At 69.6% G+C, this 25508-nt stretch carries 25 protein-coding genes; 9 read left to right on the top strand and 16 right to left on the bottom strand.

The window, feature by feature from the left end:
* Positions 1 to 6: 6 nt before the first annotated feature.
* Together IM787_RS03840 and gspF are read right to left on the bottom strand one after the other, a co-directional pair.
* Positions 7 to 909 (bottom strand): 5'-nucleotidase, encoded by a 903-nt coding sequence (locus IM787_RS03840; RefSeq protein ID WP_193675298.1) that lies wholly within the window; start codon positions 907 to 909, stop codon positions 7 to 9.
* Positions 910 to 913: 4 nt separating this feature from the next.
* Entirely contained in the window at positions 914 to 2137 is a 1224-nt protein-coding gene (gene gspF / locus IM787_RS03835; protein ID WP_193675297.1) for a type II secretion system inner membrane protein GspF, read from the bottom strand.
* A 111-nt stretch (positions 2138 to 2248) separates the two neighbouring features.
* Between gspF and IM787_RS03830 the strand changes: the two genes are divergently transcribed.
* Positions 2249 to 2458, top strand: a complete 210-nt coding sequence (locus IM787_RS03830; protein WP_193675296.1) for a DUF3606 domain-containing protein — start codon at positions 2249 to 2251, stop codon at positions 2456 to 2458.
* Positions 2459 to 2471: 13 nt separating this feature from the next.
* On the opposite strand, the gene IM787_RS03825 is transcribed toward IM787_RS03830, so the two are convergent.
* Together IM787_RS03825 and IM787_RS03820 are read right to left on the bottom strand one after the other, a co-directional pair.
* Positions 2472 to 4085, bottom strand: a complete 1614-nt coding sequence (locus IM787_RS03825) for an AMP-binding protein (RefSeq protein ID WP_193675295.1) — start codon at positions 4083 to 4085, stop codon at positions 2472 to 2474.
* Complete coding sequence (locus tag IM787_RS03820) at positions 4082 to 4558, bottom strand: MarR family winged helix-turn-helix transcriptional regulator (RefSeq protein WP_193675294.1); 477 nt, start codon at positions 4556 to 4558, stop codon at positions 4082 to 4084. The genes IM787_RS03825 and IM787_RS03820 overlap by 4 nt, the downstream gene beginning before the upstream one ends.
* A 148-nt stretch (positions 4559 to 4706) precedes the next feature.
* Between IM787_RS03820 and IM787_RS03815 the strand changes: the two genes are divergently transcribed.
* Together IM787_RS03815 and IM787_RS03810 are read left to right on the top strand one after the other, a co-directional pair.
* Positions 4707 to 5969 (top strand): class I SAM-dependent methyltransferase, encoded by a 1263-nt coding sequence (locus IM787_RS03815; RefSeq protein WP_193675293.1) that lies wholly within the window; start codon positions 4707 to 4709, stop codon positions 5967 to 5969.
* Positions 5970 to 5980: 11 nt separating this feature from the next.
* On the top strand, positions 5981 to 6304 hold the full coding sequence (locus tag IM787_RS03810) for a DUF1840 domain-containing protein (RefSeq protein ID WP_193675292.1): 324 nt from the start codon (positions 5981 to 5983) through the stop codon (positions 6302 to 6304).
* Between the two features lie 9 nt (positions 6305 to 6313).
* Here IM787_RS03810 and IM787_RS03805 read toward each other — a convergent pair whose 3' ends face one another.
* The 9 genes from IM787_RS03805 to IM787_RS03765 all read right to left on the bottom strand — a co-directional run bounded on the left by IM787_RS03805 (position 6314) and on the right by IM787_RS03765 (position 16998).
* Complete coding sequence (locus IM787_RS03805; protein ID WP_193675291.1) at positions 6314 to 7324, bottom strand: Bug family tripartite tricarboxylate transporter substrate binding protein; 1011 nt, start codon at positions 7322 to 7324, stop codon at positions 6314 to 6316.
* A gap of 100 nt (positions 7325 to 7424) precedes the next feature.
* The gene (locus IM787_RS03800; RefSeq protein WP_193675290.1) at positions 7425 to 8411 is read right to left on the bottom strand and encodes a tripartite tricarboxylate transporter substrate-binding protein; all 987 of its coding nucleotides are present in this window, start codon (positions 8409 to 8411) and stop codon (positions 7425 to 7427) included.
* A gap of 147 nt (positions 8412 to 8558) precedes the next feature.
* Entirely contained in the window at positions 8559 to 9806 is a 1248-nt protein-coding gene (locus IM787_RS03795) for a phenylacetate--CoA ligase family protein (protein ID WP_193675289.1), read from the bottom strand.
* 115 nt (positions 9807 to 9921) lie between these two features.
* A complete protein-coding gene (locus IM787_RS03790) occupies positions 9922 to 10731 on the bottom strand; it encodes an ABC transporter ATP-binding protein (RefSeq protein ID WP_193675288.1) in 810 nt (269 codons plus the stop codon).
* A gap of 126 nt (positions 10732 to 10857) precedes the next feature.
* Complete coding sequence (locus tag IM787_RS03785) at positions 10858 to 12171, bottom strand: ABC transporter substrate-binding protein (protein WP_193675287.1); 1314 nt, start codon at positions 12169 to 12171, stop codon at positions 10858 to 10860.
* 34 nt (positions 12172 to 12205) lie between these two features.
* Positions 12206 to 13282 carry a branched-chain amino acid ABC transporter permease gene (locus tag IM787_RS03780; protein ID WP_193675286.1) on the bottom strand — a complete coding sequence of 359 codons (1077 nt, stop codon included), beginning with the start codon at positions 13280 to 13282 and terminating at the stop codon, positions 12206 to 12208.
* 11 nt (positions 13283 to 13293) lie between these two features.
* Positions 13294 to 14223: a branched-chain amino acid ABC transporter permease gene (locus IM787_RS03775; RefSeq protein ID WP_193675285.1), complete on the bottom strand. Its 930-nt coding sequence runs from the start codon at positions 14221 to 14223 to the stop codon at positions 13294 to 13296.
* 1 nt (position 14224) lies between these two features.
* Positions 14225 to 15058, bottom strand: a complete 834-nt coding sequence (locus IM787_RS03770; RefSeq protein ID WP_193675511.1) for an ABC transporter ATP-binding protein — start codon at positions 15056 to 15058, stop codon at positions 14225 to 14227.
* Between the two features lie 5 nt (positions 15059 to 15063).
* The gene (locus IM787_RS03765; RefSeq protein WP_193675284.1) at positions 15064 to 16998 is read right to left on the bottom strand and encodes an AMP-dependent synthetase/ligase; all 1935 of its coding nucleotides are present in this window, start codon (positions 16996 to 16998) and stop codon (positions 15064 to 15066) included.
* A gap of 130 nt (positions 16999 to 17128) precedes the next feature.
* On the opposite strand from IM787_RS03765, the gene IM787_RS03760 reads away from it, so the two are divergent.
* The 4 genes from IM787_RS03760 (at position 17129) to IM787_RS03745 (ending at position 20294) form a co-directional block, all read left to right on the top strand.
* On the top strand, positions 17129 to 17854 hold the full coding sequence (locus IM787_RS03760; protein WP_193675283.1) for a Crp/Fnr family transcriptional regulator: 726 nt from the start codon (positions 17129 to 17131) through the stop codon (positions 17852 to 17854).
* Positions 17847 to 18623 carry a pseudouridine synthase gene (locus tag IM787_RS03755; RefSeq protein ID WP_193675282.1) on the top strand — a complete coding sequence of 259 codons (777 nt, stop codon included), beginning with the start codon at positions 17847 to 17849 and terminating at the stop codon, positions 18621 to 18623. The genes IM787_RS03760 and IM787_RS03755 overlap by 8 nt, the downstream gene beginning before the upstream one ends.
* Positions 18624 to 18705: 82 nt before the next feature.
* Entirely contained in the window at positions 18706 to 19092 is a 387-nt protein-coding gene (pyp, locus tag IM787_RS03750) for a photoactive yellow protein (RefSeq protein WP_193675281.1), read from the top strand.
* Positions 19092 to 20294 carry an AMP-binding enzyme gene (locus tag IM787_RS03745; protein ID WP_193675280.1) on the top strand — a complete coding sequence of 401 codons (1203 nt, stop codon included), beginning with the start codon at positions 19092 to 19094 and terminating at the stop codon, positions 20292 to 20294. The genes pyp and IM787_RS03745 overlap by 1 nt, the downstream gene beginning before the upstream one ends.
* Here IM787_RS03745 and IM787_RS03740 read toward each other — a convergent pair.
* Positions 20291 to 20821: a tetratricopeptide repeat protein gene (locus tag IM787_RS03740; protein WP_193675279.1), complete on the bottom strand. Its 531-nt coding sequence runs from the start codon at positions 20819 to 20821 to the stop codon at positions 20291 to 20293. The genes IM787_RS03745 and IM787_RS03740 overlap by 4 nt on opposite strands.
* 72 nt (positions 20822 to 20893) lie before the next feature.
* Entirely contained in the window at positions 20894 to 22000 is a 1107-nt protein-coding gene (locus IM787_RS03735; RefSeq protein ID WP_193675278.1) for an ABC transporter ATP-binding protein, read from the bottom strand.
* A gap of 73 nt (positions 22001 to 22073) precedes the next feature.
* On the opposite strand from IM787_RS03735, the gene IM787_RS03730 reads away from it, so the two are divergent.
* A complete protein-coding gene (locus IM787_RS03730; RefSeq protein ID WP_193675277.1) occupies positions 22074 to 23729 on the top strand; it encodes an ABC transporter permease in 1656 nt (551 codons plus the stop codon).
* On the opposite strand, the gene IM787_RS03725 is transcribed toward IM787_RS03730, so the two are convergent.
* Positions 23730 to 23954 (bottom strand): hypothetical protein, encoded by a 225-nt coding sequence (locus IM787_RS03725; RefSeq protein ID WP_193675276.1) that lies wholly within the window; start codon positions 23952 to 23954, stop codon positions 23730 to 23732. It abuts the gene before it with no gap.
* A 299-nt stretch (positions 23955 to 24253) separates the two neighbouring features.
* Here IM787_RS03725 and IM787_RS03720 point away from each other — a divergent pair, with 299 nt between their 5' ends.
* Entirely contained in the window at positions 24254 to 25483 is a 1230-nt protein-coding gene (locus tag IM787_RS03720; RefSeq protein ID WP_193675275.1) for a PQQ-dependent sugar dehydrogenase, read from the top strand.
* The last annotated feature ends 25 nt before the right edge of the window (positions 25484 to 25508 follow it).

The following is a 25508-nucleotide window of genomic DNA, read 5'->3' as shown; positions in this document are numbered from 1 at the left end:
GCGCCGTCAGGCGACGGAGTTGGCGACGCCCGCGGCGACGTGGCCGGCCGGCACGTGCAGCGCCGCATGCGCGACGTGGCGGGTCTGGTCGTCGAAGAAGAAGTCGGGTTCGAACTCGCGCAGGAACTCGCCCTTGGGCAGGCCGCCGAGGAACATGGCTTCGTCGACGTGGATGTTCCAGTCCATCAGCGTGCGGATCGCGCGTTCATGGGCCGGTGCGCTGCGGGCGGTGACCAGGGCCGTGCGGATGCGCATCTGCGAATTGCCCGCCCGCTGCAGCCGGTGCAAGGCGGACAGCAGCGGCTTGAAGGGGCCGCCGGGCAGCGGCTGCGCCGCCTTCGACAGCTCATGTTGCTGGAAGGCCTCGAGCCCCTGGTCCTGGAACACGCGCTCGGCCTCGTCGGAGAACAGCACGGCATCGCCGTCGAAGGCGATGCGCACCTCGTTCGGGTAGTTGACGCTGGCCAGCACCGACTCGGTCAGCACGCGCGCCGCGGGAAAGCCGGCGGCCAGGGCGCCACGGACATCCTCCGCGTTCGTCGACAGGAACAGGTGCGCGCGCAGCGGCCGCAGGTACCCGAAGGGCGAGCGCCCCTGCGTGAACACGCCGCGCTGCAGGTGGATCGCGTTGGCCTTGGCCGAGCGGAACACGCGCATGCCCGACACGGGGTCGTTGCGTGACAGCACCACGACCTCGACGCGCTGCGACGAGGTGTCGTTGAACGCCAGCAGCTTGCGGATCAGCGAGAAGGCGATGCCGGGCCGGGCCGGCTGGTCCAGGCGCTGCAGCTGCAGCTGCATGTAGGCGGCCGGGTCGCCGGCCTCGAACACGCGGTTCTCTTCCTCGAAGTCGAACAGCGCCCGCGAGGAGATCGCGACGACCAGCTTGTCTTCGAGGGAGACGCTCATGCGCCTATCGTACCCACTGGTTGAGCTGGATGATGGGCAGTAGCACCGCCAGCACGATCAGCATCACCACCAGCCCCATGCCGACGATCAGCAGCGGCTCCAGCAGGGTCGCGAACTGCAGGGCGCGGCGCTGCACTTCGGCGGAGAGCTGGTTCGCCGCCCGCTGCAGCATGGCCGCCAGCTGGCCGGTCTGTTCGCCCAGCCGCGCGAACATGCCGAGCAGGCCCGGAAAGCGCTTCTTTTGCGCCAGGGCGGACGCGAGCGGGGCACCTTCGCGCACCAGCACCAGCATGTCCAGGGCGTCGGCCCGCATGGCGCGGTTGCCCAGGGTCTCGGCCGCCGCTTGCAGCGCCTTCAGGATCGGCACGCCGGCGCCGGCCAGCATGGCCAGCGTGCCGGCGAAGCGCGCCGCGTTGTAGCCGCGCGAGAGCCGGCCGATGAGGGGCAGGGTGAGCCAGCGCGCATCGAAGCGCTCGCGGAAGGCCGGATTGCGCAGCGAGAAGCGCAGGGCCGCGAAGGCCAGCCCGAGCGCGACCAGCAGGGGAATGCCCCAGCTGCGCAGGAAGTTGCTGAGGCCCAGCATGACCACGGTCAGCATCGGCAGCGCGCGCTTGGTGCCGGCGAAGACGTTCGCCACCTGCGGCACGACGTAGGTCATGAGCAGCAGCACGATCACGATGGCGGCGACGGTGACGATCGCCGGGTACAGCGTGGCCGCCAGCAGCTTCGCGTTCAGCGCCTGGCGTTCTTCCAGGTCGTCGGCCAGCCGCTCGAGCACGGCCCCGAGGTGGCCGCTCTGCTCGCCGGCGCTCACCACGGCGACGTAGATGTCGGAGAACTCGCGCGGGAACCGGGAGAGCGCCTTGCCGAACGAGGAGCCCGCATTGACCTCGGCGCGCAGCGCGGCGATCAGGTGGTTCTGCTGCTCGTTGTCGGCCTCCTCGGCCAGGGCGGTCAGGGCACGTTCCAGCGTCAGGCCGGAGCCGACCAGGCCCGCCAGCTGGCGCGTCCAGATCGCCAGGTTGGTGGCGTTGAAGACCGCGCGGCGGAACAGGACGGGGTTCGCGGCGCTGCCGGGCGATTCGCCGGAAGACACGGCCCGCACCTCCAGCGGCACCAGGGAACGGCCGCGCAGCAGGCCGCGCGCGGCCTTGGCCGTGTCGGCCTCGATCACGCCCTTCTGCGTCGCGCCTTCGGCGTCCAGCGCCTCGAATGCATAAGCCGGCATGGGCCGGATCATACGGGTGCCCGGCCGTGCGGCGCGGCTGCGGCGCAGGCCTACAGCCGCCCGGGCGCGGGCAAGTTAGGTTCGCAGCATCACCGCAGCGAAGGAGACCCCATGCAGCAGACTCAGCCGGGCGTGCAGCCGGACCGCATCGAGCAGGACGAACAGGCGCTGGAGCGCTGGGCGAAGAAGCTCGACGCCACGCCGGGACAGCTGCGCGAGGCCATCGAGGCCGTGGGCGACAAGGCCGCCGACGTCGAGATGCACCTGAAGGGCGCCCGCAGCACGACGAACTCGGACCGCGTCCGCGAACTCGGCGGCTGAGCGGCGCGCCCGCCTACGGCTGCCGCAGCTTGAAGCGCTGCAGCTTGCCCGTCTCGGTGCGCGGCAGCGCCGGCACGAACTCGATCTCGCGCGGGTACTTGTAGGGCGCGATCGTCGACTTCACGTGGTCCTGCAAGGTGCGAACCATCTGCGCGTCGCCGGCGTGGCCGGGCTTGAGCACGCAGAACGCCTTGACGATCATGCCGCGCTCCTCGTCGGCCTTGCCGATCACGCCGCACTCCGCCACCGCCGGATGCTTCAGGAGCGCATCCTCCACCTCCGGCCCGCCGATGTTGTAGCCGGCGGAGATGATCATGTCGTCGGCGCGCGCCTGGTAGAAGAAGTAGCCGTCGGCGTCCTGCAGGAAGGCGTCGCCCGGGTGGTTCCAGCCGTCCTTCACGTAGTTCGCCTGCCGCGGGTCCTCCAGGTACTTGCAGCCGGTGGGGCCGACCACGGCCAGCTTGCCGATGGTCCCGCGCGGCACCTCGCGGCCGTCTTCGTCCACCACCTTCGCGGTGTAGCCGGGCACGACCTTGCCGATCGCGCCGCGGCGCACGTCGTCGCCGCCGGATGAGATGAAGATGTGGAACATCTCGGTGGCGCCGATGCCGTCCAGCATCTCGAGGCCGCTCGCCTGTTTCCACAGCTGCCGGGTCGCGTCCGGCAGGCCTTCGCCCGCGCTGACCGAGATGCGCAGGCTGCCGACGCCGAGTTCGCGCGCGAACGGCGCGGCCTGGCGGTAGAAGGTCGGCGCGGTGTAGCAGATGGTCGCGCCGACCTCGTTGATCGTGCGCACCAGCGACTCGGGCGTGTAGGGGCCGTCCGGGAAGTACACGGACGCGCCGGCCCACATCGGGAACACCAGCAGGCCGCCGAGGCCGAAGGTGAAGGCGAGCGGCGGGCTGCCCACCACGATGTCGTCGGGGGTGGCGCGCAGCACGTGCCGCGGCCAGGCCTCGCAGGCCGCCAGCACGTCGCGGTGCGTGTGGATCGCCGCCTTCGGCTTGCCGGTGGTGCCGGAGGTGAATGCCAGCATCGAGATGTCGTCGGCCGCGGTGGGGCAGGCGGCGAACCCGCCGTCCTTCGCGGCGGCCCGCACGGCCAGCGAACCCGGCTCGTTCGGCGCATTGAACGGCACCACCGTTGCCAGCACCGGCCGCTGCTGGCGGGCGAGCTCCAGCTCCTCCAGCAGCTTGATGTCGCACAAGGCCAGCGTGGGCTGCGCCTTGTCGATGATGTCGCCGAGCTCGCGGGCGCGCAGCAGCGGCATGGTCGCCACCGCCACGCCGCCGGCCTTGACCACGGCCAGCCAGGCGAGCGCCATGCCGATGGAGTTGCCGCCGCGCAGCAGCACGCGGTTGCCGGGGACCAGGCCCAGGTCTTCGACCAGCACGCGGCAGATGCGGTCGACGCGGTCGCGCACGTCGGCGTAACTCAGGGTGATCTTCGGCGAGCGCAGCAGCGGGCGGTCGCCCCAGCCCTTCTGCGGCGCGCGGTCCAGCAGTTCCTCGACCAGGTTGCATCGGTCGGGCAGCTGCAGCTCCGGCAGGTCGTAGCGCAGTTGCGGCCATTGCGCGCGCGGCGGCAGGCGGTCGTGCACGAAGCGGTCGGTCTGTGCGGATGTCATGCGGAAGCCTCCTCGCGTCCGGTGGCGCGGTCCTTCACCTTGCCCAGCAGCTTGTGCAGGGAGGCCATGTCCCGGTCGGTCAGGCCGGAGAAGGCCTCGACGATCCAGTCCTCGTGCTGGCGTGCCATCTCGTTGAACTGCTTGCGGCCCTTGGCCGTGAGCCGCACGCGGTAGGCGCGGCGGTCCCCTTCGACGTCGATCCGTTCCACCAGGCCTTCGGCCACCAGCTGGTCGGTGATGCCGGTGACGTTGCCCCCGGTCACCATCATGCGGCGCGACAGCTCGTTCATCTTGAGGCCGTCGGGCGCGCGCTCCAGCTGCGCCATCAGGTCGAAGCGGGGCAGCGTCGTGTCGAACCGCTCCCGCAGCAGCGTCCGCACCTGCTTTTCCACCAGCTGGGTGCACGTCAGCAGCCGCAGCCAGAGGCGCAGCGCCTCCGGGTGCTCGCTGTGCGCGCGCGCTTCCATGTCCATGGGGGTCCTTTCTGTGCAGTCTAAATAGTTTAGGCCTGAACAAATGCGCCGGCAATGGCAGGCACCCTGGCGGGGCGAAAAGGATGAGCCAGCGTCCTACAAGCCCTGCTGTTGACGGGGGCGTTCCCCCGTGCTCAGAATTTGCGGCATGGAACCCCTCCTCCAGAAGCTCGAGACGCAACTTGCCGCGCTGCCCGTGCCGGTGGCGATCGGACTGCCGCGGGGGCGCCGCCTCGGCCCGGCCGACGCGCCGGTGCGGCTGGCGTTCCAGGACTGGTCCGGCCTCGCCACCTTCGCGGCCGGCCAGATCGGCCGGATCGCCGAGGACTACGTCGAGAAGCGGGTGGAGATCGAGGGCCGCATGCGCGACGTGATGGCCGCGGCCGCGGCGCTGCTGCCCGGCAGCCCGGTGGCCAGCGACACGAGCTGGTGGACGCAAGTGCTGCGGCGCGCCAAGTCGATCGCGTCGCACACGCCGCAGAAGGACGCCGAGCAGATCCGCTTCCACTACGACGTCTCCGACGACTTCTATGCGCTGTGGCTGGACCCGCGCCGCGTCTATTCCTGCGCCTACTACCGCGACGCCGGCATGTCGCTGGCGCAGGCGCAGGAGGCCAAGCTGGACCACATCTGCCGCAAGCTGATGCTGCGCGAGGGCGAGCGCTTCCTGGACATCGGCGCGGGCTGGGGCGGGCTGCTCCTGTGGGCGGCGGAACACTACGGCGTGCACGGCACCGGCATCACCCTGTCGCGCAACCAGCACGCACACGTCAACCGGCTGATCCAGGACAAGGGCCTGCAGGACCGCGTCAAGATGCTGCTGGTCGACTACCGCGACCTGCCGGAGGACCAGCCCTTCGACAAGATCGCGTCGGTCGGCATGTTCGAACACGTCGGCCTCGCCAACATGCCCGCCTACTTCGGCAAGATCCACCGCCTGCTGAAGCCGGGCGGGCTGGTGATGAACCATGGCATCACGGCCGGCAGCGTCGAGCCGGGCCAGCTGGGCGCCGGCATGGGCGACTTCATCGGCAAGTACATCTTCCCCGGCGGCGAGCTGCTGCACACCAGCCTGGTCCTGCGCGACATGGCCGTGGGCGGGCTGGAGATGGTTGACGTCGAGAACCTGCGCCCCCATTACGCGCGCACGCTCTGGGCCTGGTCCGATGCACTGGAGGAGCGGCTGGACGAGGCGCGCGAGGTGCTGGTGAAGACGCACGGCGAGGACGGCGCCGGCACCGTGTTGCGCGCCTATCGCCTCTACCTGGCGGGCTGCGCGATGACCTTCGAGCGGGGCTGGATCGCGCTGCACCAGATCCTGGCGACCCGGCCGGACGGCCACATGAACACCGGCACGCTGCGCGGCGGCCAGTCGGCGTACCCGTTCACCCGCGATTACATCTATCGCTGATACTGGGGTCCATGCTCTACAAGTTCAAATCCAAGGCGGCCGGCGACCTGATCATGCTGGAGCCGAACGGCCGGCGGGTGCTGGAAATCATCGGCAAGGACGCGGGCCCGAAGGGGATCATCCTCGCCGAGGAGATGCCGGCGGCGCTGCAGGCGCTGGAAGGCGCGATCGCGCGCGAGGAGGCCGAGCACCAGGCGGCGATCGACGAAGCCAGGGCCAAGGGCCAGGTGCCGCCGAAGTTTGACGCCGTATCGCTGCGGCAGCGCGCCGTGCCGTTCATGGACATGCTCAAGCGGTGCAGCGCGGCAGGAAAAGAGATCGTCTGGGGCGTGTAGCCCCGGCCTTCAATCCACCTTCGCGCCCGACGCTTTCACGACCGGCTGCCACTTCTTCAGCTCCCGGTCGATCTGCTGCGCGAACTGCGCCGGCGTGTTGCCGCTGGGGATGGCGCCCTGCGCCTGCAGCCGCTCCTTCATCGCCGGGGTGGCCAGCGCCTTCGCGGTTTCCTGCTGCACGCGATTGACGATGTCCATCGGCGTGCCGGCCGGTGCGAGCAGGCCGAACCAGGAACTCGCCTCGAAGCCCTTGAGCGAAGGGCCGCCGGCTTCCTCCACCGTCGGCACGTCCGGCAGCGCGGCCGAGCGCTGCGCGCTGGTCACCGCCAGGGCCTTCAACCGTCCCGACTTGATGTGCGGCATCGCGGACGGGAGGTTGTCGAACATCACGTCCATGTCGCCGGCCAGCAGGCTGAGCAGCGCGGGGTTGGAACCGCCGAACGGGAAGTGGGTCATGTAGACGCCCGTCATCGACTTGAACAGCTCGCCGGCCAGGTGGATCGACGTGCCGTTGCCGCTGGAAGCCATGTTCAGCTTGCCGGGGTTCGCCTTGGCATGCCGGATGAAGTCCGCGACGGTGTTGATGTTGCGTGCCGCCGCCTTCTCGGTGTTCACCACCATCACGTTGGGCACGCCGGCCACCAGGGTGATCGGCTGGAAGTCCTTCTGGGGGTCGAAGGGCATGCGCGCGTACAGCCACTTGTTGATCGACTGCGTGCCGACGGTTCCCATCAGCAGCGTGTAGCCATCGGGCGCGGCCTTCGCCACCAGGTCGGCGCCGATGTTGCCGCCGGCGCCGGCGCGGTTGTCCACCACGAAGGACTGCCCCAGGGTCCGGGTCAGTTCCTGCGCCACGGCACGGGCAAGGATGTCGGTGGTGCCGCCGGCGGCGAAAGGCACGACGATGCGCACCGGCTTGGCCGGCCAGGCGCCCTGCGCGAAGGCGCCGGCGGGCAGCACGGAGGCGAGGGCGGCGGCGCCGAGCAGGCGGCGGCGGGATGCGGAAGCGGTACGGCTCACGGGAGGTCTCCTTGTGTTCTCGGTGCGCGGGGATGATGCCACCCCGCGCAGAAAAAAGCCGCCCGGGCGGGCGGCTCCTGTCACGCAGGCGAAAGCCGCGTCAGTCCACGTAGACGCCCGCGGCCTTGATGGCGGGGCTCCACTTGGCGATCTCGGCCTGCACGAACTTCTTGTGCTCGGCGGGGTTCACGCGGTTGTCGGTGACGACCACCGCGCCCAGGCCTTCCTGCTTCTTCACGAAGTCGGGGTCCTTCAGGGCCACCTTGAGGGCGTCGTTCAGCTTCTTGAGCACCGGCGCGGGCGTGCCCTTGGGCGCGTAGAGGCCGTGGAAGATGCTGACGTTGAAGCCCTTCGCGCCCATCTCCTGCATCGTCGGCAGGTCCTTCAGGGCGGCGGTCGTCAGGCGCTGCGGCGAGGTGACGGCGAACGCCTTGACCTTCTTGCCTTCGATCTGCGAGGTGGTGTTGGTGGTCTGGTCGCACATCAGGTCGATCTGGCCGCCCATCAGGTCGGTCATGGCCGGGCCCGTGCCCTTGTACGGCACGGCGGTCATCTCCACGCCCAGCGCCTGCTGGAACAGCATGCCGCACAGGTGCGAGGCCGAGCCGATGCCGGCGTTGCCCAGGTTGATCTTGCCCTTGTTCTGGTTCACCCAGGCGACCATCTCCTTGTAGTTGTTGGCGGGCAGCGTGGGCTTGCCGATCACCGTCATCGGCACGTCGTTGATCATGCCGACGTACTCGAAGTCGTTCTCGACGTTGAACGGGATGTTGCGCACCAGCGTGGGCATGGTGGCCATGCCGATGTGGTGGACCAGCAGGGTGTGGCCGTCGTTGGACGCCTTGGCGACCTTGTTGGCGCCGATCGAACCGCCGGCGCCGGCGGCGTTGTCCACCACGATGGTGACGTTGCCCAGGGGCTTGCGCAGGGCTTCCGCCAGGTCGCGCGCGACGCGGTCGGTCGGGCCGCCGGCGGAGAAGGGCACGATCAGGGTGATGGGCTTGCTGCCGGGAAAGTCCTGCGCGCCGGCCGAGAAGGCGGCGGCGGCGAGGGCGACGGGCAACAGGGACTGGAACAGCTTCTTCATTGGGGGCTCCCGGTGAATGACGGCGGGATCATAGGCACAAGGCCTGTCCCGCCGCATCGCGGCAAGTACTTAGGACTGACGTGCGTCAGGAATGAGGACGTTTTTCGCAGGCCGGGCCGTCAGCCACCGCCGGGCTTTACCGGCGCTTCACTTGTAGCTGCGGGCGTCCTCGATCACCTTGCCGTCATTGGGCAGCGAGCCGGGCTGCACCAGCTGCACGTCGGCGCGCAGCTTCGTGACGTCGCGCACGGCCTCGCCGATGCGTGATTCCAGCCCCTGCGGCGGCGAGGCGGCTTCCACCTTCAGCGTCATGACGTCGTTGGCCATCTCGCCGGTGACCACCAGGCGCGCCTTGACGATCTCGGGGAAACGGCGGGCGATGTCGGCGACCTGGCCGGGATGCACGAACATCCCGCGGATCTTGGTCGTCTGGTCGGCGCGCCCGAGCCAGCCCTTGATGCGCATGTTGGTCCGCCCCGTGGGGTCGGCGCCGGGCAGCACGGCCGACAGGTCGCCGGTCCCGAAGCGCACCAGCGGGTACCCGGGCGTGAGCGTGGTGACGACCACCTCGCCGACTTCGCCGGGCGCCACGGGGTCGCCGGTGCCGGGACGCACGATCTCGACGACGACGCCCTCGTCGACCACCATGCCTTCGCGGGAGGAGGTCTCGTAGGCGATGAGGCCGAGGTCGGCCGTCGCATAGCTCTGGTAGACCTCCAGGCCGCGTTCCGCGAACCAGTCGCGCAGGCTCGGCGGGAAGGCCTCGCCCCCGACCAGCCCCTTCTTCAGGCTGGAGATGTCGCTGCCCGTCTCCTGCGCCTTCTCCACCAGGATGCGCAGGAAGCTGGGGGTGCCGGCGTAGGCCTCGGGCCGCAGTTCGGCGATGGCCTGCAGCTGCTGCTCGGTCTGGCCGACACCCGCGGGAAACACCGTGCAGCCCACCGCGTGCGCGCCCGACTCCATCAGGAAGGCGCCTGGCGTCATGTGGTAGCTGAAGGCGTTGTGCACCAGGTCGCCGCTGCGGAAGCCGGCCGCGAACATCGCGCGGCCGATGCGCCAGTAGTCGCGCGTGCTGCCGTCCGGTTCGTAGATCGGGCCGGGCGACGCGAAGATGCGCGGCATGGCCGGCCCGCGCACCAGCGCGGAAAAGCCGCCGAAGGGGTCGCCCGCGCGCTGCGCCTTCTGCCGCTCCAGCAGTTCGTGCTTGCGGATCACGGGCAGCTTCGCCAGCGCTTCCCGCGAGCGCACCCGGCCCGCATCCACGCCCTGCAGCAGTTCGGCGAAGGCGCGCGTGGCCTGCTGCGCGTGCGCCACCTGCGCCGGCAGCGCCGCCATCAGCTGCGCCTCGCGATCGGCGGGGTTGCGGGTTTCGAGGCTGTCGTAATGCTCACTCATGCTTGTTGTTCCCGGTGGGTTCCTTCCAGTACCGCCGCGGAACCGGCTTTGCCGGGCCGCTGGCGGCGCCCCCTCGAGGGGGAGGCGCCGCAGGCGCTTCGGGGGGGAGCCAATCTCACGCCAGCCAGCGCTTGCGGCGCTTGTAGCTCTTGACGTCGCGGAAGCTCTTGCGCTCGCCGCCGCCGACGCCCAGGTAGAACTCCTTGACGTCCTCGTTGTTCGCGAGCTCGCCGGCCGGGCCGTCCATCACGATGCGCCCGCTCTCGAGGATGTAGCCGTAGTCCGCGTACTTCAGGGCCATGTTCGTGTTCTGCTCCGCCAGCAGGAAGGTGACCTTCTCCTTGGCGTTGAGGTCCTTCACGATCTCGAACACCTCCTCCACGATCTGCGGCGCGAGGCCCATCGAGGGCTCGTCCAGCAGGACCATGGAGGGGTTGGCCATCAGCGCGCGGCCGATCGCGCACATCTGCTGCTCGCCGCCGGAGGTGTAGGCCGCCTGCGAGGTGCGGCGCTGCTTCAGGCGCGGGAAGTAGGCGTAGACCTTCTCCAGGTTCGCGGCGATCTCGGCCTTGCTCTTGCGCGTGTAGGAACCCGTCAGCAGGTTCTCCTCGATCGTGAGGTGGGCGAAGCAGTGCCGGCCTTCCATCACCTGCACCACGCCGCGCTGCACCAGGTCCGCCGGCGTGAGGTTCTCGATGCGTTCGCCGCGCAGCTCGATGGAGCCCTTGGTGACGGCGCCGCGCTCGCCGCGCAGCAGGTTCGAGACCGCGCGCAAGGTGGTCGTCTTGCCCGCGCCGTTGCCGCCGAGCAGCGCCACGATGCCGCCTTCGGGCACCTGCAGCGACACGCCCTTGAGCACCAGGATCACGTGGTTGTAGATGACCTCGATGCCGTTGACGTTCAAGACGATGTTGCGTGGTTCCATGGAATGTCTTCGGTTTGGCCCCTTCCCCCTCCGGGGGAAGGCTGGGATGGGGGCGCTCTCCGGTCAAGGTGCGCGCCGAGCGCCCCCACCCCAGCCCTCCCCCAGAGGGGGAGGGAGAAAGCCCGATCAGGACTGGCAGTCCGCGACCGCGCGCCGCTGCATCTTCTTGTCGGCCAGGTACTTGTCCGCGCCGGCCTTCACCATCGGCTTGATGATCTGCTCGTCGGCCTGGTACCAGTCGCTGCTGAAGTTCCACTTCTTGCCGTCCCAGGTGTGGATGCGCGCCCAGGTGGAACCCATGTGGTCCTGGCAGGAGGTGCTGATCGGGCGCAGCACGCCGGCGAAGCCCAGCGCGTCCAGGCGCTTCTGGTCCAGGGCCAGGTTCTCCAGGCCCCAGCGCACCTGCTCGCTGGTCATGACCTTGCCCTTGCCGAAGCGCTCCTGCGCGCGGCGCACCGCTTCCACGCCCAGCATCTGGATGATCAGGCCGCGCGTGTAGAGCACGGAGCCCACTTCGTCCTTCGGACCGGTGCCCTGGCCCTTGCCGTGCACGTGCTTCAGGATGTCCTGGATCACCTTGGGCTCCTGGCCGGAGGTGTTCAGCGCCAGCGCGTTGTAGCCCTTGGCGCCTTCACCCACGTCCTTCACGTCCGGTTCCGCGCCCGACCACCACACGCCGTACATCTTGTCCCGCGGGTAGCCCGTGGCCTGGGCTTCCTTCAGCGCGGTGGAGTTCATCACGCCCCAGCCCCACAGCATCACGTAGTCGGGACGGGTCTGGCGCACCTGCAGCCAGGCGGCCTTCTGCTCCACGCCGGGCGCCGTCACGGGCACCAGGTTCAGCTGGAAGCCGTGCATGCGCGCGCGCTCCTCCAGCAGCGGGATCGGCTCCTTGCCGAACGGGGAGTCGTGGTAGACCAGCGCGATCTTCTTGCCCTTGAGCTTGTCCCAGCCGCCTTCCTTCTTCGCCAGGTGCTGCAGGATGATGTCGGCGCCCGTCCAGTAGCTTCCCATCAGCGGGAAGTTCCACTTGAAGGCCATGCCGTCCTGCGCCACCGACAGGCCATAGCCCAGGGTGATCAGCGGGATCTTGTCGTTGGCGACCTTCTCGGTCAGCGCGAAGGTGATGCCGGTGGCCTGCGGGTCGAACAGCGTCACGCCGGGACGGCTCTTCAGGCGCTCGTAGCACTCCACGCCGCGGTCGGTGGCGTAGCCCGTCTCGCACTCCTCGAACGTGAGCTTCACGCCGTTGACGCCCCCGTCGCGCGCGTTGATCATCTTGATGTAGTCCTGCTTGCCGTTGGCCCACGGCGTGCCGTTCGGCGCGTACGGGCCCGTGCGGTAGGACAGCAGCGGGAAGAACTGCTCCCTGGCCTGCGCGAAGGCGCCGGCGGCGGCCACGCTCATCAGCGCGGCCAGGATGGCGGATCGAAACTTCATGGCTTGTCTCCTTCGTTGAAAGTGCTCACGGGAATCAATGCGGGAACGGCCACAGCCGCAGCTTCTGCTTGCCGGTGGCCCAGAGGCGGGCGAGCCCGTGCGGTTCCACGATCAGGAACCACACGATCAGCGCGCCGAAGATCATCAGCTCGGTGTGCGAGACGGTCGCCGTGGAGATGGTGATTCCGAACAGCGAGGCGAAGGCGGGCAGGAACTGGTTCAGGAAGATCGGCAGCACCACGATGAAGCCGGCGCCGAAGAACGCACCCGAGATGGAGCCGAGGCCGCCGATGATCACCATGAACAGCAGCCGGAACGAGACTTCCACCGAGAAGGCGGCGGGTTCCCACGTCCCGAGGTAGACGAAGGCCCAGAGCGCACCTGCCACGCCGACGATGAAGGAACTCACCGCGAAGGCGGTCAGCTTGGCGTACATCGGCCGGATGCCGATCACGGCCGCGGCGACGTCCATGTCACGGATCGCCATCCATTCCCGGCCGATCGCGCTGCGCACCAGGTTCTTGGCCAGCAGGGCGATCACGACCAGGAAGGCGAGGCAGAACCAGTAGACGCTTTCCGGGCTGGCGATCGGCGCGCCGAACACCTGCAGCCCCGAGACCGACACGGAGCCGGATTCGGAGTTGTTGGTCAGCCACTTGATGCGCAGGAACATCCAGTCGGAGAAGAACTGCGCCGCCAGCGTGGCCACGGCGAGGTACAGGCCGCGCACCCGCAGGCTCGGCAGCCCGAACAGGATGCCGAACGCGGTGGCGCACAGGCCGCCCAGCAGGATGGCCGGCACCAGCGGCATGTCCGGGACGCGCACGAAGAAGTTGTAGGCGCCGTAGGCACCCACGGCCATGAAGGCGCCGGAGCCCAGCGAGATCTGCCCGCAGTAGCCGACCAGGATGTTCACGCCCAGCGCGGCGAGCGCCATGATCAGGAACGGGATCAGGATGGCCCGGAACATGTAGTCGCTGGCGACCAGGGGCACGAGCACGAAGGCGGCGGCCACCAGCAGGGCGATGGCCCAGCGGTCCTGCACGATCGGGAAGATCTGCTGGTCGGCGCGGTAGCTGGTCTTGAACTGGCCGTTCTCGCGGTAAAGCATGGTGTGGTTCCTTACACGCGATCGATGATCTTCTCGCCGAACAGCCCTTGCGGCCGGAACAGCAGGAAGGCGAGTGCCAGCACGTAGGCGAACCAGATCTCGATGCCGCCGCCGACCATCGGCCCGAGGTAGACCTCGGACAGCTTCTCGCCGACGCCGATGATCAGCCCGCCGATGATGGCGCCGGGCACCGAGGTCAGGCCGCCGAGGATCACCACCGGCAGCGCGCGCAAGGCGACGGTGGCCAGGGAGAACTGCACGCCCAGCTTGCTGCCCCAGATCATTCCCGCCACCAGCGCCACGACGCCGGCGACGGACCACACGATCACCCAGATGCGGTTCAGCGGGATGCCGATGGACTGCGCGGCCTGGTGGTCGTCGGCGACCGCGCGCAGGGCGCGGCCGGTGGCGGTCTTCTGGAAGAAGACGCTCAGCAGGGCCACGAGCGCCGCGGCGATCAGCGCCGCGATCAGGTCCTCGCGGTTCACCAGCACGCCGCCTTCGAACACCGATTCGAAGGCGATCACCGGGTCCTTCGGCATGCCGATGTCGATCTTGTAGATGCTGCTGCCGAAGAGCGTCTGGCCCAGGCCTTCGAGGAAGTAGGTGATGCCGAGGGTCGCCATCAGCAGCGTGGCGCCCTCCTGGTTCACCAGGTGGCGCAGCACCAGGAACTCCACGACCCACGCGACCACGAACATCAGCACGCCGGCGATCAGGAAGGCGACGACGTTGGCGAACACCGGGTTCGCGATGCCGGTCCAGGCCGGGATCCATTCGGAAAAGCGCGCCATCGCCAAGGCGGCGAACAGCACCATCGCGCCCTGCGCGAAGTTGAAGACGCCGGAGGCCTTGAAGATCAACACGAAGCCGAGCGCCACCAGCGAATACAGCATGCCGGCCATGAGGCCGCCCAGGAGGGTTTCGAGGAAGAATCCCATGTCAGTGGCTCGTTCCGAGATAGGCTTTGATGACTTCGGGGTTGGCGCGCACCTCTTCCGGCACGCCGTCGCCGATCTTCTTGCCGTAGTCCAGCACCACGACGCGGTCGGAGATGTCCATCACGACGCCCATGTCGTGCTCGATCAGGACGACCGTGGTGCCGAATTCGTCGTTCACGTCCAGGATGAAGCGGCACATGTCCTGCTTTTCCTCCACGTTCATGCCCGCCATCGGCTCGTCGAGCAGCAGCACCTGCGGCTCCATCGCCAGTGCCCGGGCCAGGTCCACGCGCTTCTGCAGGCCGTAGGGCAGCTGGCCCACCGGCGTCTTGCGGAAGGCCTGGATCTCCAGGAAGTCGATGATCCGCTCCACCGCCTCGCGGTGCCGGATCTCCTCGCGCTCCGCCGGGCCGATGCGCAGCGCCTGCAGGAACAGGTTGCTCCGGATGCGCAGGTTGCGGCCCGTCATGATGTTGTCGAGCACGCTCATGCCCTTGAACAGCGCGAGGTTCTGGAAGGTGCGGGCGATGCCCATCTCCGCCACCTGCCGGCTCCTCATGTGGTCGAAGGTCCTGCCGCGGAAGGTGATGCTGCCGTGCTGCGGCTGGTAGACGCCGTTGATGCAGTTGAGCATGGAGCTCTTGCCGGCGCCGTTGGGGCCGATGATGGCCCGCACCTCGTGCTCGCGCACGTCGAAGGAGATGTCGGTCAGCGCCTTCACGCCGCCGAAGGCCAGCGAGATGTTCTTCACGTCCAGGATGACGTCGCCGAACCGCCGCCCGGTGCCGGGCGTCGAAGGGGAGGGGCCGGCGCCGAAGCCGTCGGGTTCTCTCATGATCTTCATGCCGCCGCTCTCAGGGGAGGGAAGGTGCGCGCGTCGGCGATCTTCAGCGTGGCGCTCACGCTGCCGGTGCGGCCGTCTTCGAACTTCACCTGCGTCTCGATGTACTGCTCCGTCTTCCCGCCGTACAGCGCGTCCACGAGCACCTGGTACTTCTCGGCGATGAAGCCGCGGCGGACCTTGTTGGTGCGCGTGAGTTCGCCGTCGTCGGCGTCCAGTTCCTTGTGCAGCACCAGGAAGCGGTGGATCTGGCTGCCCGCGAGCTTCTCGTCCGCCGCCAGGTCCGCGTTCACCTTCTCGATGCAGTCCTGCACCAGCGCGTAGACCTCGGCTTTCTGCGCCAGGTCGGTGTAGCCGGCATACGGCAGGTTGCGGCGCTCGGCCCAGTTGCCGACCGCGTCGAAGTCGATGTTGACCATCACGCACACCATCCGGCGGCCGTCACCCACGGCGACCGCCTCCTTGATGTGCGGGAAGAACTTCAGCTTGTTCTCGATGTACTTCGGCGCGAACATCGAGCCGTCGTCCAGGCGCCCGACGTCCTTGGCGCGGTCGATGATCTTCAGGTGGCCGCGCGCGTCGAGGAAGCCGGCGTCGCCCGTGTGGTACCAGCCCTCGGCATCCTTCACCTCGGCCGTCGCCTGCGGGTTCTTGTAGTACTCCTTCAGCAGGCCGGGCGAGCGCACCAGGATCTCGCCGGACGCCTCCAGCCGGATCTCGACGCCGCGGCACGGGATGCCGACGGTGTCCGCGTGCACCTGGTTGTCCGGCTGCATGCAGACGAACACGGCCGTCTCGGTGCTGCCATACAGCTGCTTCAGATTGACGCCGATGGAGCGGTAGAACGTGAACAGGTCGGGACCGATCGCCTCGCCCGCCGTGTACGCCACGCGCACGCGCGACATGCCCAGGTTGTTGCGCAGCGGCCCGTAGACCAGCACGTTGCCCAGCGCGTACAGCAGGCGGTCGAGCGCGCCGACCGCCTGGCCGTCGCGCAGCGCCGGACCGACGCGGCGGGCCACGTCCATGAACGCATGGAACATCCTGCGCTTGATCGCGCCGGCGTCCTCCATGCGGATCATCACGCTGGTGAGCAGGCCTTCGAAGATCCGCGGCGGCGCGAAGTAGTAGGTCGGCCCGATCTCCTTCAGGTCGATCATCACCGTGCCGGCCGACTCGGGGCAGTTCACCACGTAGCCGCAGGCCAGCCACTGCGCGTAGCTGAAGATGTTCTGCCCCACCCACGCCGGTGGCATGTAGGCCAGCACTTCCTCGTGTTCGGTGAGCTTGTCGAACTCGGCGCCGGCCTGCGCGCGGTCCAGCAGCGTGCGGTGCGTGTGCACCACGCCCTTGGCCTGGCCGGTGGTGCCGGAGGTGAAGAACATCGACGCGACGTCGTCGGGCCGGCCGGCGTCGACCTGCGCGCGGAACAGCCCCGGCTGCGCCTGCGCGAGCTGCGCACCGGCGTGCAGCAGCGCGTCGACCGAATGCAGCCCGGCCTCGGCATAGTTGCGCAGCCCGCGCGGATCGTCGTAGTAGATGGTGCCGACCTGCGGGCACTGCGCGCGCACTTCCAGCAGCTTGTCGACCTGCTCCTGGTCTTCGGCCAGCGCGAAGCGCACTTCGGCGTTGTTGATCGGGAAGACGCACTCGGCGGCCACCGCGTCCTGGTACAGCGGCACCGGGATCGCGCCGAGCGATTGGGCCGCCAGCATCATCGCGTACAGGCGCGGGCGGTTGGCGCCCACCACCACCATGTGCTCGCCGCGCGCGAGTCCCGCCTGGTGCAGTCCGCAGGCGAGGTGCTCCACCATCGTGGCGAGTTCCGCCCACGTGAGCGGCTGCCAGATGCCGTATTCCTTCTCGCGCATCGCCGGCGCTTGCGGCCGTTGCGCCGCGTGCTGCAAGAGCAGCCGGGGGAACGTGGTCTCCATGGCGTCCTTCCTTGGTCTGGCGCAATGTAGGCTCGCGTTTGACGCCAATCTGTCTTTGCGACGACATTCCTAGGGATAATCCTCATAGGGGCTGCCCTGCGGTCCTTCGTTGTCGCGATCACTCCTTGCCATGCCGAACGAACCCACCCTGCACCAGCGCCGCCGCGAAGCGACGCCGGCGGAGCTTGCCGGCATCCCGTGGCTGGCCGTGCTGCAGCCGCACGAGCGCGCGAAGGCGGTGGAGAGCATCAAGGTCGGCGACGCCTTGCCGGGCGACTACCTTTGCCGCGTGGGCCGCCCCGTCACCTACTGGTTCGGCGTCGTCGAAGGCCTGCTCAAGATGAGCACCGACAACGCGCAGGGCCGCACCATCACCTTCAGCGGCTTGCCGCCGGGCGGCTGGTTCGGCGAGGGCACCGTGCTCAAGCGCGAGACCTACCGCTACGACATCCAGGCGCTGCGCCGCAGCGTCGTCGCCGGGCTGCCCGCCGACACCTTCCACTGGCTGCTGGACCACTCGATCGGCTTCAACCGTTTCGTGATGAACCAGCTGAACGAGCGGCTCGCGCAGTTCATCGCCGCGCGCGAGATCGACCGCATGAACAACCCGGACCTGCGCGTGGCGCGCAACCTCGCGGCGCTGTTCAACCCGGTGCTGTTCCCCGGCGTCGGCGAGGTCCTGCGCATCACGCAGCAGGAGCTGGCCTACCTGGTGGGCCTCTCGCGCCAGCGCGTCAACGAGGCGCTCGCGTCCCTGCAGGAGCAGGGCATGATCCACATCGAATACGGCGGCGTGCGGGTGCTCGACCTGCAGGCGCTGCGCTCCACCTCCTTCCGCGACCGCACCCATGCCTGAACCCAGCGCCGGCACCGGCACCACCCGACTGAACAAGCGCATGGCCGAACTCGGCCTGTGTTCCCGCCGCGAGGCCGACGACTGGATCGCGCGCGGCTGGGTGCGCGTGGACGGAACGGTCGCGGTCATGGGCCTGCAGGTCGGGCCCGGCGCGCGCATCGAGATCGACCCGAGGGCGCGCGGCCAGCAGCGCGAGCAGGTCACCATCCTCCTGCACAAGCCGATCGGCTATGTGAGCGGCCAGGCCGAAGACGGCCACGAGCCGGCGGTGGTGCTGGTGCAGGGCCGCAACCGCTGGAAGGAGGACCGGTCGCCGCACCGCTTCGCGCCGGCGCAGCTGAAGGGGCTGGCGCCGGCGGGCCGGCTGGACATCGACTCCACCGGGCTGCTGGTCCTCACGCAGGACGGGCGCGTCGCGCGCCAGTTGATCGGGGAGGACTCGGGCGTGGAGAAGGAGTACCTGGTGCGCGTCGCCTTCGGAACCGTGACGGCGAATGTGCAGGCCGCCTTCCCGACAGCGCAACTCCCGCGCCTGCGCCACGGCCTGGCGCTCGACGGCCAGCCGTTGAAGCCCGCGCGCGTGGACTGGCAGAACCCCGAGCAGCTGCGCTTCGTGCTGACGGAGGGCAAGAAGCGCCAGATCCGCCGCATGTGCGAACTCGTCGGGCTGAAGGTGGTGGGGCTCAAGCGCGTGCGGATCGGGCGCGTCACGTTGGGCAACCTGCCCCTGGGCCAATGGCGCTACCTGGGGCCGGAAGAGCGGTTCTGACGCCGGGGCTCAGAGCCCGCTCCTGACAAATTGTTGCGATTTGTATAAACTGCACAGCTTGTACTACCACACGGAGACGAGCATGGCAGGCCTCAACATCGTCGGCTTCGGCAAGGACGACATCGACAACGTGCTGGCGAAGCTTTCCGCCCGCGAGGTGGACCAGCTGGCTTTCGGCGCCGTGCAGCTCGACGGCCGCGGCACGATCCTCCAGTACAACGCCGCCGAAGCCGGCATCACGGGCCGCGTCGCCAAGGACGTGATCGGACGCAACTTCTTCCGCGACGTCGCGCCCTGCACCAGCACCCCGGCGTTCAAGGGCGTGTTCGACAAGGGCGTGCGCGAGGGCAACCTGAACACCATGTTCGAGTACACCTTCGACCACAACATGGCGCCGACCAAGGTGAAGATCCACATGAAGAAGGCGATCGCGGACGACAGCTACTGGATCTTCGTCAAGCGCCTCTGATGCGCGCCTGGTGGCTGCCCCGCGGCGTGCTGCGCCGCTTTGTCGTCGACCTGCTCGCCGCCGAGATGGCGCGCCAGCGGCGTGGCACGCCGGTGCCGCCGCCGTCGCAGTGGCACGACGACGCCCGGCTGGACGCCGACCTCGGCGCCGATTCGCTGGAGCTGATGGACATGGCGGTCGCGCTGGCCGAGGCGCTGCACCTGCACGAGTCGGGCATCGAGGACTACCTGCTGGCGCGCCGCACGGTCGACGACTGGGTGGCGATCGCCGGGGAAGGCCTCGCGCGCTTCAGCGAGCGGCTGTCCTTCCGCACCAGCGGCAGCACGGGCGCGCCGAAGGCGTGTCCGCACGCGCTGGCGACCCTGCTCCAGGAAACCGCGCACCTGGCCACCCTGCTGCCCGGCCGGCGGCGCGTGCTGTGCGCCGTGCCCTCCCACCACATCTACGGCTTCCTGTTCACCGTGCTGCTGCCGCACGACCTGGGCCTGTGCGCCGAAGACGTGTTCGACCTGCGCGCCAGCTCGCCGGCCTGGCTCGCGCGCGGCGCGCAGGACGGCGACCTGGTCGTGGCGCATCCCGGCTGGTGGCGTGCCGTGGCGCAGACCGTCCCGCGCCTGCCGCCCGGGGTGGTCGGGGTCACGTCCACCGCGCCTTGCCCGGACGACCTCGCCGACCTGCTGGTGGCGCACGGGCTGCAGCGGCTCGTCCAGGTCTACGGATCCACGGAAACCGGCGGCCTGGCCACGCGGTCCGCCGCGCGCCGGCCGTACGTGCCGCTTCCCCACTGGCGCTTCGACGGCGGGGAAGCCGTGCGCACCTTGCCGGACGGCAGCGAAGCGCGCCACCCGCTGCAGGACGCGATCGTGCCGGTCGGCGACCGGGCCTTCCTGGTCGGCGCACGGCACGACGCCGCGGTGCAGGTCGGCGGGATCAACGTCTTCCCCTCGCGCGTGCGCGAGGTGCTGCTGCGCCATCCGCGGGTGCAGGATGCGGCGGTGCGCCTGATGCGTCCCGACGAAGGGACGCGCCTGAAGGCCTTCGTCGTCCCGAAGCCCGGGGCGGACGCCGGCCTCCTGCCGTCGCTGCACGAGTGGGTCGCGCGGGAGCTTGCCGCGCCGGAGCGCCCGAAGGCCATTCGCATGGGGCCGGCGCTGCCGCTGACGCCGGCCGGCAAGCCGGCGGACTGGGACGCCGACGCCTAGCGCGCGCCCTCGCGCCCCGGTTCCTGCAAGCGTTCCACCGCCGCCACCATCTGCAGCACGTCACCGCGCAACGTCGCGCTGTCCGTTCCGAGCGACAGCCCGGCGCGGAAGTGCCGCAGCGCGTCGTCGAGGGCATCCTGCGCCAGTGCGGCGAAGCCGCGAACGAAATGCGGCAGGGCGTCGTCGTCGGGGAGCGCCAGCAAGGGCTCCCAGGTCCGCAGGGCCGACGGCACGCGCTGCGTGCTGAACTGCAGCAGCCCGAGCTGGTAGCGCGCCAGGCTGAACTGCGGGGCCAGCAGCACGGCCTGCGCGTAGGCCTGCTCGGCGGCCGGGAGGTCGCCGGCACCGGCATGTTCCGAGGCGATCAGGAAGTGCGGCACGCCCGACGAAGGATCGGCGGCGCCGGCCCGCGCGAACAGGTCGAGCGCGGCTTCGCGCCGGCCGGCCTGGCTGGCGGCGAGGCCTTCGGCCAGCAGGCGGTTGAAGGCGGCGGGGGCGGTGGCAGGCGAGGCGGCGGTCTGGTCCATGGCGGGCTCCTTCCGGAGTACATCCCGCGAACGCGGCGACCGTCGAGCGCGACCCTCCCCGGCGTGGGGAGATCAGACCGGGAAGGACGCCATCGGCGCCGCCGCGGCGCCGCCTTCGCGCTGGAAGGTGACCACGTGGTCGACCTGCGCGCGGATGCCGATCCATTCGCCGATGCGGTGGTCGTGGTGGCTGGGCACGTGCGCCAGCAGCGTTTCGCCGGTCTTCAGGCGCAGCGTGTAGAGGAACTCCGAGCCGCGGAAGGCCTTGCGCAGGATCTCCGCCTTCACCGGCGCATCGTCGTCGTGGATGATGTCGTCGGCGCGCAGCAGCACTTCGCACTGCGCCGAGCTGAACGCGCTGGGCAGCGGGCATTCGGAGCCGTCGGTGAGCGCCCCCAGCGCGGTGTGCACCACGACGTTGTTGCCGATGCGGCGCAGCGTGGCCGGGGCGAACACCCCATGGCCGATGAAGTCGGCGACGAAGCGCGTGGCCGGCCGGTGGTACAGCGTGTATGCGTCGTCCCACTGGTGCAGGTGGCCCTCGTGCATCACGCCGATCACGTCGCCGATCGCGAACGCTTCCAGCTGGTCGTGCGTGACGAACAGGGCCGTGGCCTGCGCCGCCTTGAGGATGCCGCGGATCTCGTGCGCGAGCCGCTCGCGCAGGTCGACGTCGAGGTTGGAGAAGGGCTCGTCCAGCAGCAGCAGCTGCGGCCGCGGCGCCAGCGCGCGGGCCAGCGCCACGCGCTGCTGCTGGCCGCCGGACAGCTCGTGCGGCATGCGCTTCTCGGTGCCGGCCAGACCCACGAGCTCCAGCACTTCCGCCACGCGGCGGGTGCGATCGGCGCCCGGCAGCCTGCGCTCCAGCCCGAAGGCCACGTTGCGGGCGACGTCCAGATGCGGGAACAGGGCGTAATCCTGGAACACCATGCCGATCTGGCGGCGCTCGGGCGGCACGTGCACGCCGCGGCCTTCCACCGCCTGCCCGGACACCAGGATCTCGCCGGCACTCGCCGGCTCCAGCCCGGCCACGGCGCGCAGCAAGGTCGTCTTGCCGCAGCCCGACGGGCCGATCAGCACGCCGATCTCGCCGGCGGCCAAGCCCAGCGACACGTCGTCCACCGCGGCGCGGGGGCGGCCGGGGTAGTGGACGGAGAGCTGGCGCAGCTCGAGGTGCATGAGGTGGATTCTAGATGCATACAATTCTCATTCACGTGATCCATGTCATGACCAGCCCGACCCCGCCCCTTCCATGCCGCTGCGCCGGCTGAAGGACCTGCCCCTGCTGCTCGTGGCCGGCCTGCTGGTGCTGCCGGTGCTCGCCATCCTGGGCTCGTGGTTCTCGTGGAACGCCGCCAGCGGCCAGATCCTGCGGGAAATGGCGTCCACCGTGCTGCCGGACTACGCCCTCACCAGCCTGCTGCTGTGCATCTCGGTGGGCATCGGTGCCGCGCTGGTCGGCACGGCGGCGGCCGCCGCCGTGACCCTGTTCGACTTCCCGGGCCGCCGCACTTTCGAATGGGCCTTGCTCCTGCCGCTGGCGATGCCGGCGTATGTCGTCGCGTATGCGTACACGGACTTCCTGCAGTTCAGCGGCCCTTTCCAGTCCTGGATCCGCGCCACCTTGGGGCTGGAAGGCCGCGTCTTCCCCGAGATCCGCAGCCTGCCCGGCGCCGTGCTCGTGTTCGTGGTCTCCCTCTACCCTTATGTCTATCTGCTGGTGCGGACCGCGCTGGCCGAACGTGCGGCGCAGCTGATGGAAGCCGCCCGCCTGCTCGGCGCGCCCCTGGCGGGCCGCATCCGCCGTGTCGCGCTGCCGCTCGCCCGACCCGCGATCACGGCGGGCGTCGCCCTGGCGCTGATGGAAACGCTGGCGGACTTCGGCGTGGCCAGCTATTTCGGCATCCAGACCTTCAGCACCGGCATCTACAAGGCCTGGCTGGCCATGGACAACCGCATCGCGGCGGCGCAGCTCGCCACGCTGCTGCTGTTCGTCGTCGCGGTGCTGCTGGCGCTGGAAACGCGGGCGCAGAAGCGTCTGCGTTTCGCCGGCGGACGGGCGCGCGGCGGCACCGAAGCGCAACCGGCGCGCTTGCGCGGCGGCGCGTGTGCCGCGGCCTGGGGGGTGTGCCTGGCGCCCGTGCTGCTGGGATTCGTGCTGCCGCTGGTCTTCATGCTGCGTCCGCTGGCGGCGGACTGGTCGGTGCTGCCCTGGGACCGTTTCGTCGAATGGAGCTTCAACAGCCTGCGGCTCGGGTTCATCAGCGCCGCGCTCGCCGTCGCCATCGCCGTGCTGCTCGCCTACCGCTTGCGCCGCGCGCCGGGCGGCCTCACGCGCGGCGTGGTGCAGCTCGCGGGACTCGGCTATGCCGTGCCGGGCGCCGTGCTCGTGGTCGGGCTGCTGCTGCCGGTCGGCTGGCTGCAGGCGGCCTGGCCGGCCAGCGGCGTCGGCTACTGGATGACGGCCACCATCCTGGGGATCGTGTGGGCCTACCTGGTGCGCTTCGTCTCCGTGGCGCTCCAATCGGTGCAGAGCGGCTATGCGCGCATCCCGGCCAGCCTCGACGACTCCGCGCGCATGCTGGGCACCGGCGGCGCCGCGCTGCTGGCGCGCGTGCACTGGCCCCTGCTCAAGCGCTCCGCGGCCGCCGCCGGCCTGCTCGTTTTCGTCGACGTGATGAAGGAGCTGCCCGCCACGCTGGTGCTGCGGCCTTTCAACAGCGACACGCTGGCCGTGGTGGCCTACCAGCTCGCCCGCGACGAGCGCCTGGGCGAAGCCGCGCTGCCCTCGCTCGCGCTGGTGCTCGTCGGGCTGGTCCCGGTGATCCTGCTCAGTCGCACGTTGCGCGCTCCCGCGGTGCAGCCCGCGCAGGTGCCGCCCGTGGCGCCGATGGCGCAGGCAGGCTGATCAGAGATCGTCGCCGGCGTGGCTGCGCTCGGGCGGCTTGCGGAAGACGACCTCGCCCGTGGGCACGTGCACCACGCGGATTTCGCCGCCGCTGCGGAAGCTCTTCGCCGCCAGGCTCACGGCAAGCGCGCGGTCCCTGACGGAAAAGGCGCGTTCGCCCGCACCCGGCCAGAAGCGACCGGCCATGGGTTGGCTGCTTTCGATCCGGAAGTCGGCGGATGTCATGGGGAGCCTTTCCTTGGGGGTTGCTGCAGACGTCTTTCGGGTGCCTGGTGTTCTCCATGCTAGGACCGTGCCATGACATCGCCGTGACGCGCATTGCAAGGTGCGGGTCACGCGTGTAACGCGGTGCAATGGTGCGTCGCAGCAGCTTCGCGCAAGCCGGACCACTGTCTGTAGGAGAAATCCGAGAGGCGCGTCAGCAAGTTGCTTGCGCCCTTCGCCTGCGCAGGGAAACCCCTTTGTCGCGCGGTGCCTGAGCGACTTAGCATCGGCGCCGGTCCCCCCAGAACAGGAGAAGAGACATGAAGATCCGCCTTGCTTCCGCGGCGCTCGCCCTCGTCGTCGCCGGTTGCGCGCAGACGCCGCCGCAGCCCACCGTCTCCGCGGCCGCGATGCCCGTGCCGGCCAACGTTCCCGCCTGGCAGCAGGGCCGCACGCCCGACCAGGCGGCGTCGCCGCTGGCCCCGCATGCGGCGCGCAACATCGCGGTGCCTGCCACCGAAATCCCCGTGCGCAACCTGCGCGTGCCCCCCGGTTTCCGCGTCGAGCTGTGGGCGAGCGGCATGCCCGGCGTGCGCGCGATGTCCCGCGCCGGCAATGGCCGCATCTATGCCGGCACGCGCGGCATCGGCCGCGTCTACGAGATCACCGACAACGGGCGCGAACGCACCAGCCGCGTGCTGGTGGACCGCCTCACGCAGCCCGCCGTCACCTACCACAATGGCTCGCTCTACGTCGCTTCCATCGACAAGGTGCTGCGCTACGAGGGCATCGACGCCAACCCGAACGTGCAGCCGACCGACCTGACGGCCCGTTTCGCGCTGCCGCCGGAGCAGCACCACAACTGGAAATACATCGCCTTCGGGCCGGACGGCAAGCTGTACGTGCCGTTCGGCGCACCGTGCAACATCTGCCTGCCCGGCGACGCGTATGCGCAGATCCGCCGCTACAACGCCGACGGCACCGGCATGGAAGTCGTGGCGCGCGGCGTGCGCAACACCCAGGGCTTCACGTGGCACCCCGTCACGCGCGAGATGTGGTTCACCGACCATGGCCGCGACTGGATGGGCGACGATTCGCCGGAAGACGAGCTCAATCGCATGACGCGGGCCGGCGAGGACTTCGGCTTCCCGTACTGCCATGCCAACGGCGTCGCCGACCGCGACATCCGGCGCGACCGCCCGTGCGGCGGCGTGACGCTGCCGGTGGCGACCATGGGCCCGCATGCGGCGGCGATGGGCGTGCACTTCTACACCGGCACCATGTTCCCGGCCGAGTACCGCAACGTGCTGCTGGTGGCCCGCAAGGGTTCGTGGAACCGCACCAAGAAGTTCGGCTACGACGTGGTCGCCGTGCGCACCGACGCCAATGGCCGCAATCCGCAGGTCACGCCCTTCGTCACGGGCTTCCTCGACACCGCCACCGACAGCTTCTGGGGCCGGCCGGTCTACATGCTGCAGATGCCGGACGGTTCGCTGCTGCTGTCGGACGAGCAGATGGGTGCGATCTACCGGATCTCGTATGGCGGGTGATGCAGGACGGCGGCCCTGGCGGGCT

The organism is Ramlibacter pallidus (assembly GCF_015070875.1).
In the GTDB taxonomy this organism is placed as follows: Bacteria; Pseudomonadota; Gammaproteobacteria; order Burkholderiales; family Burkholderiaceae_C; genus Ramlibacter; species Ramlibacter pallidus.
The sequence above is the reverse complement of the archived record's forward strand: the minus strand, read 5'-3'. Positions and strand labels throughout refer to the sequence as shown.